The sequence below is a fragment of the Cellulomonas sp. HD19AZ1 genome (genome assembly GCF_004535805.1).
Classification (GTDB): domain Bacteria; phylum Actinomycetota; class Actinomycetes; order Actinomycetales; family Cellulomonadaceae; genus Cellulomonas; species Cellulomonas iranensis.
Genome location: NZ_SPHX01000006.1, coordinates 54,636 through 66,634, shown reverse-complemented (window position 1 = coordinate 66,634; position 11,999 = coordinate 54,636). Strand labels below are relative to the sequence as shown.

Here is an 11,999-nt window from a genome sequence, read left to right as displayed (position 1 = left end):
CGACACGGCGCCGACACGCCGCTGACACGGCCGCCCGGCCCGTCCGGCGGCGCGCGCGAGGTCACACGCGTCGGCGCCCTCTCAGGCCCGCCGGGCCGGCCGCTACGACGGCTCCCCGCCGGGGACCGCGAAGTAGCCGGTGACGTCGATCATGACGAGCGAGTACCCCCTGCCCACGGTCACCGTGGCGTTCGTCGCGCTGCTCGACCGCAGCAGCACAGCGGTGCCGACGTCGGCGCCCGGACGGGCGTTGGCGACGCTCGTCGCGGGTCGGGGGTACGTGTCGTCCCACGCCGCCACGTAGGTGGGCAGGGTCGTCCTGGAGCTCGTCAGGTTCAGCAGCAGCGCCGCCGGGAACTTGCTGATCTCGACGTCCGGGTTGGTGATGACGAAGCGGGCGGGCCCCACCCCCATCGGCTGGTCGGCCCGTTTGGGGTTGATCGGGTAGTACGCGGCCCCCTCGCCCTCGACGAACCAGCCGACGACGTCGACCACGAGGTGGGTGGTGCCCTGGTCGTTGCGCAGGGCGATCGCGCCGTCGTCCCCGAGCGGGACGACGGCGAGGTTGGAGACGTCGTCACCGCGATAGGCGTTGAGCGTGCTGGTCGACGGGCCGCCGGGATCACCGGCGGGGAAGACGGAGACGTAGGAGGTCGGCGCCGTGGCCCGTGTCGACGTCACGGTGACCGCCGCGGCGACCGCGCCGGGCGGCGGCGCCAGCGGCAGCGTTCGGGTCTCGCCCGCACGCAGCGGCGTGGTGCTGCGGGTGTCGAGCGCACGCCGGGGGTCGACCGTGACCAGGCCCGCTCCCGCCGACGTCGCGTAGTAGCCCACGAGGTCGGCGACGAGGTGGGTCGAGCCCGCGTTGTTGTAGAGCGTCACGCGGGGTTCCGTCCGGCCGCTGATCCGGGGCGGCACGACCCGTGCGGTGACCTGGTTGGCGACGTCTCGGCCCGCCACCGTGTTCAGGGCGCTCTGCGTCGGGACCGTACGGCTGCCCTCGTCGACGACCGAGACGAACGACGTCCGGGCGGTGCCGCGGGTGGCGGTCACGTTCAGCACGACGGCCGTGGTGTCGGCGGGCAGCCCGGGGAGCGGGAAGCTCCGGGAGCTCGCCGGACCGAGAGGACCGGACGCGTCACGTCGGGTGTCGACGACACGGGTGGGCGTCTTCGGGACGAACCAGCCCGGAGGGGTCAGCAGTACGTCCTGACCCTCGATCGTGCGACTCGTCCGCAGGGAGAACAGCTGCGCGTGCGCGATGTCGGTGGCGTTGCGCCCGTAGTGCGTCGAGTAGTACCCCGCCTTCTCGTACCCGCCGGCTGCGGCGACGACCGCGTCCCCGGGACGGCACGGCAGGGTCACGCTGTACCGGCCGGAGGCGTCCGCCTCGGCGGACGCGAACTCGGGGCCCGGCCCGAAGTAGCCGGAGCCGTCCGCGTTCACGATCCAGGCGTGACCGCGGCTGACGGGCGCGCCGGTGATGGCATCGGTGAGGGTCCCCGTGACGGTCACCACGCAGCCCGCCGCCGTGGCCGTCGACGCACCCGAGACGCCGGCCGCGGTGACCAGCAGGACCGTGAGGCATCTCGCCCACCACCGCCGCGCACGCACGTCGCACCTCTCGTCACCCGCTGGTGCGCCGCGTGGACGCGGCGACGGGGCCGTGTCAGTCACCGGCTGGCCCGTTCACGGCGAAGTAGCCGCTGACGTCGACGAGCGCCACGAGCGGCCCCCGGTCGTTGTACACGGAGAATCCCGGCCCGAGCGCCGTCAGGACGCCGGTCGCCACGTCGGCGCCCGGCCGGGCGTTGGCGTTGCTGGCCCACGGCCGCGCCTGTCCCGTGGGGTGGACCGTCAGGAACGAGGGCGTGCGCGCCCGTGTGGTCGTCAGCGTGAGCGCCATGGCCACCGCGTCGTCGCGGACGGTCGCCCCGACGTCCTGCACCGAGAACCTCAGGGTGGAACCGGGCCCCGCGGGCCCCGAGCCGTCCGCCCGGCGCGCGATGATCGGGTAGTAGTCGGCTCCGCCCGTCTCGACGAACCAGCCCACGACGTCGACCACCAGGTGGGTCGTCCCCTGGTCGTTGTAGAGGGTGATCGCGCCGTCCGCGCCGAGCGGGACGACGGCGAGGTTGGGCACGTCGTCGCCGCGGTAGGCGTTGAGGACGCTCGTCGAGGTGCCGTGCAGGGCGTCGCTGGGGTAGGCGGACACGTACGACGTGCGCGCTGTCGCACGCGTGCTCGTGATCGTGACCGCGACGGCGACGGCGCCTGGCGGGGCGTGCCCACCCGGGCCGGCGAGCACGAGGTCGCGCGTGGTGCGAGGACCCAGCGGCGTCGTCGACCGCGTGTCGAGCACCCGCTGCGGGGAGACCGGCTCGAAGCCCGCACCCTCGACCATGGAGTAGAAGCCGGCGAGGTCGGCGACCACGTGCGTGAATCCGGCGTTGTTGTAGAGGATCACCTCGTACTGGCCGGACTCGCTGTACCTGCTCACGGGGAGCGTCACGAGGTTGGCGACGTCGCGGCCCGCCGACGGGTTGAGGACGCTCGTGTCGGGCTCGGCGTGCTCGTACCAGAGCGCGGAGACGAAGCTCGTCGGCGCGGTGCCCCGTGTGGCGGTGAGGTTGAGGACGACGGCGTTGACGTCGTCGGGGAGGTCGTCGAGCAGGAACCGCGCCCGCTCCCCCGGGCCGAGGGGCCCTTCGGCGTCGTCCCGCGTGTCGATGACCCGGGTGGGCTCGACGGGGACGAAGCGCCCGGGAGGGGTGAGCCGCACGCTCCTCGCGCCGAGGTCGACGCCCTCCCCGAGCCACATGCCCTCGGCGTGCTCGACGTCCGAGCTCGCCGTGCCGTACGTCACCGGGTAGTAGCCCGTGGGATCGGTGACGCGGACCACCGCGGAGGCGGCGACGCACGGGAACGCGAATGCGAACCCGCCCCCGGCGTCGGAGGTCGTCGTGGCCACCACGCCGAGGTCGGCGTCGTCGTACGTCCCGACCACGTCGACGGTCATGCCGGGCAGCGGTGGCGACGAGATCGTGCCCTCCACGGTCTCACCGTGGAACGTGACGACGCACGGACGGCCCGCCGTCGCGGGCGCGACCCCGAGCGCAGTCAGCAGGAGGGTGACCGCGAGCACGGTCGGCACAGCTCGGGCAGCGCGCACGGGCACCTCTTCGTGGCAGACCACGACGCGACGGGCTCGCGCCGGGCCGACAGTACCGCCGGGGCACGCCCGGCAGGGACCGTCCGTGCGGGTGTCACCCGGTAGGCGTAGCGGGTGAGCCGACGCCCTGACCACCGGGGCCGCCCGAGCACCACGGCCGGCAGCGGCGTGACGGCGGGAGGGTCAGTCGGCGCGGGACGGGCCGCGCGTGAGCTGGCGGGGCGCCCAGCGCACGGTGCGACGGTTCGGGGCCGCCTCGGCGAGGGGGTGGAGGCGGTCGGCGACGACGTTGCCCGTGGGGTCGGCGCGGAACACGCGGCGCCCGGGGTCGACGAGCGTGCGCAGGAACTCGACCTGGCGGCGCGCGGCGCGCACCTCGGCCTCGAGCTCGAGGATGCGCTTGATGCCCGCGAGGTTCACGCCCTCGTCCTGCGAGAGCCGCTGCACCTCGCGCAGCACCTGGATGTCGCGCATCGAGTACCGACGGCCGCGGCCGCGCGTGCGAGCGGGCTGGACGAGTCCGAGGCGGTCGTACTGCCGCAGCGTCTGCGGGTGCATGCCCGCGAGCTGCGCGGCGACCGAGATCACGTAGACCTTGGCGTCCTCGTCCATCGTCCTCCTCCCCTCGCTCCTCTCCCCCTGGTGTCTCCTGCGGTCAGCGGCGTGCCTGCGCCATGAGGTCGGCGCGCACGTCCTCGCCGGACGTCGCGATGCCGAACGCCTGCACGGCCTCCTTGGCGGCGGCGGACAGCTTCTGCGGCACGACGACCTGCACGGTCACCAGCAGGTCGCCCGTGCCGGACGACGTCGTGACGCCCTTGCCCTTGACGCGCAGCGTGCGGCCCGACGGCGTGCCGGCGGGCACCTTGACGCGCACGGTCGAGCCGTCGAGCGTCGGGACGTCGATGGTCGCGCCGAGCGCGGCTTCGTCGAACGCGACGGGCACGGTGACGCGCAGGTTGCTGCCGTCGAGCGTGAACACGGGGTGCGGCTCGACGTGCACCGTGATGACGAGGTCGCCGGCGGGTGCACCGGGGTCGCCGGGGCGGCCCTTGCCGCGCAGCCGGATCTTCTGCCCGTCGCGCACGCCCGCGGGGATGCGCGCGTTGACGGTGCGGCCCTCGACGGACAGCGAGATCGTCGAGCCCTCGGCAGCGGTGCGGAACGGCAGGGTCGTGGTGGCGGTCAGGTCGGCGCCGGGCTGCGGGCCGCGCTGCGCGCCGAACCCGCCGCCGCCGAACAGCCCGCCGAGGATGTCCTCGAACCCGCCACCACCACCGCCGGTGGAGTAGCGGACGCGCCCGCCGGGGCCGTTGGCGCCGCCGAACATGCCGCCGAAGACGTCCTCGAAGCCCTGCGCGCCGCCCGCGCCGGGACGGCCGCCCGCCGTGAAGCGGGCCCCGCCGGCCATGGCGCGCAGCTGGTCGTACTGCTGGCGCTGCTCGGGGTCCGACAGGACCGCGTACGCCTCGCCGATGTCCTTGAACCGCGCCTCGGCGGCCGCGTCCCCGGGGTTCTGGTCGGGGTGCAGCTGGCGCGCGAGCTTGCGGTACGCCTTCTTGATCGCGGCCGCGTCGGCGTCCTTGGGGACGCCGAGCACGGCGTAGAAGTCCTTCTCGAGCCAGTCCTGGCCGGTCACGGCGCCTCCCTCCTGACGTGGTGCGGACCGCCGCGCGGCGGTCGGTGCGTGGTGCGTGCGGTGTGCGTGGTGGTGCTCCGTCGTGGTGCTGCGGGGGCGGCGGCCGGCGGACCGGCCGCCGCCCCGGGCGTGGTGACGATGATGGTGCCGTCAGCCCTCGGGGTCCACCACGGCGACGCGCGCCGCGCGCAGGATCCGGTCGGGCGTGCGGTAGCCGGGCTGCAGCACCTGCTGCACGGTCGGCTCCGTGACGTCGGCCGAGTGCGCGTGCATGAGCGCCTCGTGCACCTCGGGGTCGAACGGCTCGCCGGCGGCGCCGTAGCGCTCGACGCCGAACCGCTGCAGCGTGCCCTCGAGCTTCTCGGCGATCGACGCGAACGGCCCCGTGAGGTCGCCGTGCTGGCGGGCCAGCTCGATGTCGTCGAGCACCGGGATGAGCGCCTCGGCGACCGCCGCGACGCCGCGGTCGTGCGAGGCCAGGGCCTCGGCCTTCGACCGCTTCACGTACGCGTTGTACTGCTGCTCGAGGTTGTAGTGCGCCGCCTGGGCGCGCTGCAGGTCGTCGAGCCGCTCGGCGGCGAGCTTCTGCGCCTCGACGAGACCCTCGAGCACGACCTCCTCCTCGGCGGCGGCCGCGGCCTGCTCGGCCTCGGCCAGGACCGCCTCCTCGGGGGTCGGCTCGCGCAGCTGCCCGGTCTCCGGGTCGATGCGGCGCTTGTCGGTCACGCGGGGGGCCTCCTCGGGGTCGGGCGCGCCCGACCCCGAGGTGTGCTTGTCGTCGGTCACTTCTTGTCGTCCTCGTCGTCCACGATCTCGGCGTCGACCACGTCCTCGTCGGACGCCGTCGACCCGGCCGCGTCACCCGCGGGGGCGTCGGCGGCGGGGGCGTCCTGCTGGGCGTAGAGCGCCTCGCCGATCTTCTGGCTCGCGGTCAGCAGGGCCGAGTGCTTGGCCTTGACGTCGTCGAGGTCGGTGCCCTCGAGCGCCGTCTTGAGGGCGGTCACCGCACCGGAGACCTCGCCCTTGACGTCGTCGGACAGCTTGTCGCCGTTGTCGGCCAGCAGCTTCTCCGTCTGGTAGACGAGCTGCTCCGCGGAGTTGCGGGTCTCGGCCTCCTCGCGGCGCTTCTTGTCCTCGGCGGCGTGCTCCTCGGCGTCCTTGACCATGCGGTCGATGTCCTCCTTGGGGAGGGCCGAGCCGCCGGTGATCGTCATCGACTGCTCCTTGCCCGTGCCGCGGTCCTTGGCGGACACGTGCACGATGCCGTTCGCGTCGATGTCGAACGTGACCTCGATCTGCGGGACGCCGCGCGGCGCGGGCGCGATGCCGGTGAGCTCGAACGTGCCGAGCGGCTTGTTGTCCCGCGCGAACTCGCGCTCGCCCTGGAACACCTGGATCAGCACGGACGGCTGGTTGTCCTCGGCCGTCGAGAAGATCTCGGACCGCTTGGTGGGGATGGCCGTGTTGCGCTCGATGAGCTTGGTCATCACGCCGCCCTTGGTCTCGATGCCGAGCGACAGCGGGGTGACGTCGATGAGCAGGACGTCCTTGCGGTCGCCCTTCATGACGCCGGCCTGCAGCGCGGCGCCGACGGCCACGACCTCGTCCGGGTTGACGCCCTTGTTGGGCTCCTTGCCGCCCGTGAGCTCGGTGACGACCTCGGACACGGCGGGCATGCGGGTCGAGCCGCCGACGAGGACCACGTGGTCGATGTCCTTCACGGAGATGCCCGCGTCGCGGATGACCTGGTGGAACGGCGCCTTCACGCGGTCGAGCAGCGACTGCGTCATCTGCTGGAACTGCGCGCGCGTCAACTTGGTGTCGAGGTGGATGGGGCCGTTCTCGCTCATCGAGAGGTACTGCAGCGAGATGTTGGTGCTGGTCGCGGACGACAGCTCCTTCTTGGCCTGCTCGGCGGCCTCGCGCAGACGCTGCAGCGCGATCTTGTCCTTCGACAGGTCGACGCCCGTGGTGTTCTTCACCTCGGTGACCAGGTGCGCCACGATCGCGGCGTCCCAGTCGTCGCCGCCGAGGCGGTTGTCGCCGGCGGTCGCGCGGACCTCGATGGTCGAGAAGCCGTCGTCGTCCTTGCCGACCTCCAGGAGGGACACGTCGAACGTGCCGCCGCCGAGGTCGAAGACGAGGATGTTCTCATCCTCCTTGCCGCGCTCCAGGCCGTACGCGAGCGCGGCGGCCGTGGGCTCGTTGATGATGCGCAGGACGTTGAGGCCCGCGATGGTGCCCGCGTCCTTGGTGGCCTGGCGCTCGGCGTCGTTGAAGTACGCCGGGACCGTGATGACCGCGTCGGTGACGGGCTCGCCCAGGTACGCCTCCGCGTCACGCTTGAGCTTGCCGAGGATGCGGGCGCTGATCTCCTGCGCGGTGTACTTCTTGTCGTCGATCGTGGTCGTCCAGTCCGTGCCCATGTGGCGCTTGACGGACGAGATGGTGCGGTCGACGTTGGTGACCGCCTGACGCTTGGCGACCTCGCCGACCAGCACCTCGCCGGTCTTGGAGAACGCCACCACGGACGGAGTCGTGCGCGACCCCTCCGCGTTCGCGATGACCGTGGGCTCGCCGCCCTCGAGGGTGGCGACCACGGAGTTGGTGGTGCCGAGGTCGATGCCGACTGCTCGTGCCATGTGCGTGCCTTCCTTCCGGAACCTCGCGGGCTCCTGCTGCGTGGAGTGCTCGACGTCTTGAGCCCGCCTGGCTCAAGTCTGCGACGGCGTCGCGTCGTTCGACAAGTCGAGGCGGGAAAAGTTGAGTCTGCTGGGCTCAACCTTGACGCACTTGTCGTTGTTCCCGCTCGGTCGGATCCCGGGACCAAGGCCGCAGCCAGTTCCGCAGCCGCAAGGTGGCCCGCGTCCTGGGCGGCCACGACCTGATCGGATCGATGGGCCACGTCGCCTCCGCCGGCGACAACGCCTACTCGGACGGCTGGCACCCATCGAGCTCGAGACCATCATGACCACTCAGGTCGCACTCGCCGCCTGAGACCGCCTGTCGCCCACTCGTGCATCAGGCCCATGCGCTGGTCACTGCGAGGTCGAGGCGGTTCTCCCGTGGGGGCGTGAGCAACGGGGACCCATGTCGATCGGCCGGCCAGTGGTCAGAGGCGCACCTTCTCGCGTGACTCGGGTCAGTGCGGGCGGTACGCGTCGCGTCGGTGGTCGACCCCCATGATGGTGACCGTGCGCTCGTCCTCGTGGATGACGTACCGCACGCGGTACTCACCACGCCGGGCGCTGTGCTGATCCTCCAGCGGTGAACGCAGGCGCTTGCCGACACGTTGCGGGTTGTCTGCCAGCGGCCCGTAGATGAAGGAGTCCACCGCGTCCCTGATCTTCGGCGGCAACCCCCTCATGCCCTTCTTCGCCGTCGGCGTCCACCCGACGCGGTAGCTCACGTGGCGTCGTCGGAGACGTCGGACCAGTCCGGGCGCTCGAAGTCGACCTCGCCGCGCGCAAGCTCCTGACGCGCGCGGTCCACGTCCGCCATGAGCCGCTCGGACGCCAGGATCTCGAGGGTGTCCTCGAGCGCGTCCAGGTCGTCTGCGCTGATGAGAACGAGCTCCCGGCGTCCGTGACGTGTGATCGAGAGCCTGTTGTGCGTGTTCACGACATCAAGCGCGTATGCGCTCAGGTGGACCTTGGCGTCCGAGAGCGAGACCTGATCCATAGACCAAGAATTTAGTCTGATCGAGGGCGGGCGGCAAGACGCCCGACCCGGCGACGATGCTCCACGTCGAGCCGTCGTGGACGTCGACCGTCACCTGGCTGCCTTTGACGGCCGTGGTGCGGGGCGCCCGGCTGGAGCACTACGACGTCATCGTGTGGAGCGCCGACCTGACCAGCTGCGGCACCTGGACGACGGCGCCGTTCACCGCGCTGGTCGAGCGGTTGAGGATCACCAGGGTGATCGTGCCGCCGTCTCACCTCCGTGTCAGGGCGAAGGTCATGGCCCCGACGCCGAGGGGACCCCAGACGCTGCGTGCCCGCGTCAGCCCGGGAGCATGCCGCGTTCGCGAGCACGAGCGACCGCCTCGGTCCGCGACTGGACGCCGAGCTTGTCGTAGGTGTGGGCGAGGTGGGACTTCACGGTCGCACGGGAGATGAAGAGCTCCCGCGCGATGGCGTCGTTGGAGCGGCCGAGCGCGACCATGCGGAGGATCTCGAGCTCGCGCAGCGTGAGGGAGACGCCAGGGCGGCGCATGCGGTCCACGAGCCGCGCCTGGACGGCCGGGCCGAGCGTCACGGATCCGGCGGCGGCGGCCCTGACGGCGGAGGTGAGCTCGTCGGTGGGGGCGTCCTTGAGGAGGTACCCGGTCGCTCCCGCTTCGACGGCGGTGAGGATGTCGGTGTCGGAGCCGTAGGTCGTCAGGATCAGCACGGGTGGGCCGCCGGCCTGGACGATCTGCCGGGTGGCGTCCGCGCCGCCGAGGTGGCCCGGGCCGAACTGGAGGTCGAGGAGGAGCACGTCGGCCCGTCCGCCGCTGCGGATGTGGGCCAGGAGCGCTTCGGCGGTGCTGAACTCCTCGACGACGTGCATGTCGGGCTCGCTCTCGATGACCGCCCGCAGGCCGGCGCGCACGACCGGGTGGTCGTCCGTGAGCACGACGTCGATCACCGGTCCCCCTGGTGCTGCGTCGCGCGGGTGGGTGCGGCCGTATCGGCGTCGTCCTCGTCGTGGACGGGGATGCGGACGGCGACGGCGGTGCCGTCACCCGGGCCGGCCTCGACCGTGAGGGAGCCGCCGAGCTCGCGCGCCCGGGAGTGCATCGCGGTGAGGCCGAACCCGCCGGGCCGGTCGGGTGGGGCCTGCCGGTCCGGGTCGAAGCCGCGCCCGTCGTCGACCACGTCCAGGATGACCTCGTCGGGCAGGAAGCTGAGAGTGAGGGTGGCGTGCCGGGCGGCGGCGTGCTGGACGACGTTGGCCAGGGCCGACTGGGCGACGCGCACCAGCGCGGCCTCGACCTGCACCGGAAGGGGCCGGGGCCTGCCCGAGGTCCGGACACGCACGATCAGCGATCCCGGCGCCGCCCCCGCAGGCTCGTGCTCGGCGGCCGGGGACGTGACCGCCGCCGCCCGGGTCCTGTCCGCGATGCGGTGCAGCGCCGCGAGGAGTGTCGTGCCGTCCAGGTCCGCCGGGGCGAGCGCGCGGACGAACCGGCGGGCCTCGGCGAGGTTCTCCTGTGCGGTGCTGCGCGCCTGGTCGATGTAGGCGCGCGCGCGGGTCGCGTCGTGCCCCACGCTCCCCCCTGCTGCCCGCAGGAGGAGCTCGATCGCGGAGTAGCCCTGCGCGAGGGTGTCGTGGATCTCGCGTGCCAGGCGTTCCCGCTCGGTCGCGACCGCGGCCTCCCGCTCGGCGGCGGCGACGTCGTCGCGGGCGCGGGCGAGCTCCTCGAGCATCCGCTGCCGTTCCTGGGACTCGCGCACGAGCGCCTCAAGGCCCAGGACGACGGCCACGGCGACGCCCGCCCCGACGACGGGGCCGATCACCGGGGCGACGGAGGCGTCCGTGGGCGCGCGCTGCAGCATGCCGTCGATGCCCGCGACGACGGTGGTGACGACCACCGCGAGCACCCCGCGGCGCGGTCCGAGGACGTGCATCTGCAGCAGCATCAGGGGGAAGGCGATCCACAGGGCACCCTCGCTCAGCTGCAGCAGGAGGGCCCAGGAGACGATCAGCGCGGTGATCCAGGCGCCCGCCGGCCACCAGCGGCCCCGAGCTGCGTCCAGGGGGGTGTCGTGGACCCGGATCGTGGCGCGTCCCGTCCCGTACAGGGCCGCGAACACCGCGATGGGCAGCACGGTGACCCACGGCGGGACCGGGTCGGAGGTCCGCAGCACCGCGACGACGAGCAGGCCGGCCACCAGGACGTCGAGCCCGACGAGCAGGCGCCGGGTCACCGACGGCAGGGTCTGCGCACGCATCTCCCCACGGTAGCCACGGCCAGGCGTGAGGCATCGGCCGAAAGGTGGAGCCGGGCGGCCACCCTTCGTCGGCGGACGTGCGCCCCGGGGGCCGATGGACCGGACCGCCGATCCGCGCAGGCTGGTGGCAGCCCGCAGACCAGGAGGTCCCATGTTCGTCGCGCTGCGCGACCTGCGCCACGCCCGTGGCCGCTTCGCCCTCATGCTCGTCGTGATCACGCTGATCACGTTCCTCGTCACGTTCCTCTCCTCGCTGACCGCCGGCCTCGCTCGGGAGTCGACGTCGGCCGTCACAGACCTGCCGGTCGACCACCTCGCGTTCACGACGCCCGAGGCGGACGGCAGCCCGGACTTCACCGCGTCCACCGTCACCTCCGCCCAGAGGGACGTCTGGTCCGCAGCGGCCGGTGTCGAGGGCGCCGAGCTCCTCGGCGTGGCGACCACACGCGCGCAGTCGGCGGCCACGACGGCCGCCGTCACCGCGTTCGGCGTCGAGCCGGGATCGACCCTGCTGCCCGCCGACACGCCCGCGCCGACCGGTGCGACGGTGACCGTGTCCCGGGGCGCTGCCGACACCCTGTCGGTGGCCGCCGGCGACACGGTGAGCCTGGGGGGCCATGACCTGCGCGTGGAGAGGGTCCTGGACGTCGACGCCTCCTACGCCCACACCCCCGTCGTGTGGGTCGCGCTGGCCGACTGGCAGACGATCGGCGGGCGAGCACCCGCGTCCGACGAGGGGGACACCGCGACCGTCGTCGCGGTGACCGGGGCCGTCGACGACGACACCGTCCGCCGCACCGACGCCGGCGCGGGCACCACGACGCTGGGTGTCGGCGAGGCACGCGCCGCGATCAGCTCGTTCTCGTCCGAGAACGGCTCGCTGCTGACCATGCAGGCGTTCCTGATCGCGATCTCGGCGCTGGTGGTCGGCGCGTTCTTCACCGTCTGGACCATCAGCCGATTCGGCGACATCGCCGTCCTCAAGGCGCTCGGCGCCTCCACCCGCTACCTGCTGCGCGACGCCATCGGCCAAGCGCTGGTCGTCCTGCTGCTCGGGGTCGGCCTGGGCACCGGGCTGGCCACCGTCGGCGCCACCCTGCTGTCCGGGGTCGTCCCCGTGGTCGTCACCACCACGACGACGCTGATCCCGGCGGCGGCCCTGATCTCCCTCGGTCTGATCGGCGCAGTCATGGCCATCGCCCGCATCACCACCATCGACCCCCACGCCGCTCTCGCCGCGCGCTGAGCACCG

Annotated in this window: 11 protein-coding genes; 1 reads left to right on the top strand and 10 read right to left on the bottom strand. The window is 72.9% G+C overall.

The genetic code is table 11. The annotated features are described in order from the left end of the window. Positions 1-102: 102 nt before the first annotated feature. The 10 genes from E4A51_RS13605 to E4A51_RS13560 form a co-directional block, all read right to left on the bottom strand. Complete coding sequence (locus E4A51_RS13605) at positions 103-1,614, bottom strand: hypothetical protein (protein WP_070318564.1); 1,512 nt, start codon at positions 1,612-1,614, stop codon at positions 103-105. Between the two features lie 55 nt (positions 1,615-1,669). Further along, positions 1,670-3,055 carry a hypothetical protein gene (locus tag E4A51_RS13600; protein WP_134852097.1) on the bottom strand — a complete coding sequence of 462 codons (1,386 nt, stop codon included), beginning with the start codon at positions 3,053-3,055 and terminating at the stop codon, positions 1,670-1,672. Between the two features lie 300 nt (positions 3,056-3,355). Continuing rightward, positions 3,356-3,784 carry a heat shock protein transcriptional repressor HspR gene (locus E4A51_RS13595; protein ID WP_070318562.1) on the bottom strand — a complete coding sequence of 143 codons (429 nt, stop codon included), beginning with the start codon at positions 3,782-3,784 and terminating at the stop codon, positions 3,356-3,358. A gap of 43 nt (positions 3,785-3,827) precedes the next feature. Continuing rightward, on the bottom strand, positions 3,828-4,811 hold the full coding sequence (locus tag E4A51_RS13590; protein WP_134852096.1) for a DnaJ C-terminal domain-containing protein: 984 nt from the start codon (positions 4,809-4,811) through the stop codon (positions 3,828-3,830). A gap of 150 nt (positions 4,812-4,961) precedes the next feature. Further along, positions 4,962-5,597 (bottom strand): nucleotide exchange factor GrpE, encoded by a 636-nt coding sequence (locus tag E4A51_RS13585; protein ID WP_134852095.1) that lies wholly within the window; start codon positions 5,595-5,597, stop codon positions 4,962-4,964. Then, complete coding sequence (gene dnaK, locus E4A51_RS13580; RefSeq protein ID WP_134852094.1) at positions 5,594-7,453, bottom strand: molecular chaperone DnaK; 1,860 nt, start codon at positions 7,451-7,453, stop codon at positions 5,594-5,596. Before dnaK ends, E4A51_RS13585 begins: the two co-directional genes overlap by 4 nt. Before the next feature lie 500 nt (positions 7,454-7,953). After that, entirely contained in the window at positions 7,954-8,220 is a 267-nt protein-coding gene (locus tag E4A51_RS13575; RefSeq protein ID WP_070318558.1) for a type II toxin-antitoxin system RelE/ParE family toxin, read from the bottom strand. Then, positions 8,217-8,492: a type II toxin-antitoxin system Phd/YefM family antitoxin gene (locus tag E4A51_RS13570; RefSeq protein ID WP_070318557.1), complete on the bottom strand. Its 276-nt coding sequence runs from the start codon at positions 8,490-8,492 to the stop codon at positions 8,217-8,219. The genes E4A51_RS13575 and E4A51_RS13570 overlap by 4 nt, the downstream gene beginning before the upstream one ends. A gap of 321 nt (positions 8,493-8,813) precedes the next feature. Continuing rightward, positions 8,814-9,440, bottom strand: a complete 627-nt coding sequence (locus E4A51_RS13565) for a response regulator transcription factor (protein ID WP_070318556.1) — start codon at positions 9,438-9,440, stop codon at positions 8,814-8,816. Beyond that, on the bottom strand, positions 9,437-10,747 hold the full coding sequence (locus E4A51_RS13560; protein WP_070318555.1) for a sensor histidine kinase: 1,311 nt from the start codon (positions 10,745-10,747) through the stop codon (positions 9,437-9,439). The genes E4A51_RS13565 and E4A51_RS13560 overlap by 4 nt, the downstream gene beginning before the upstream one ends. Positions 10,748-10,898: 151 nt before the next feature. Here E4A51_RS13560 and E4A51_RS13555 point away from each other — a divergent pair, with 151 nt between their 5' ends. After that, positions 10,899-11,993 carry an FtsX-like permease family protein gene (locus E4A51_RS13555; protein ID WP_070318554.1) on the top strand — a complete coding sequence of 365 codons (1,095 nt, stop codon included), beginning with the start codon at positions 10,899-10,901 and terminating at the stop codon, positions 11,991-11,993. Positions 11,994-11,999 lie beyond the last annotated feature (6 nt).

Coding starts and splice junctions, on each gene's coding strand:
- E4A51_RS13595 (WP_070318562.1), bottom strand. CDS start 3,784: ATGGACGAGGACGCCAAGGTCTACGTGATCTCGGTCGCCGCGCAGCTC.
- dnaK (WP_134852094.1), bottom strand. CDS start 7,453: ATGGCACGAGCAGTCGGCATCGACCTCGGCACCACCAACTCCGTGGTC.
- E4A51_RS13570 (WP_070318557.1), bottom strand. CDS start 8,492: ATGGATCAGGTCTCGCTCTCGGACGCCAAGGTCCACCTGAGCGCATAC.
- E4A51_RS13560 (WP_070318555.1), bottom strand. CDS start 10,747: ATGCGTGCGCAGACCCTGCCGTCGGTGACCCGGCGCCTGCTCGTCGGG.
- E4A51_RS13555 (WP_070318554.1), top strand. CDS start 10,899: ATGTTCGTCGCGCTGCGCGACCTGCGCCACGCCCGTGGCCGCTTCGCC.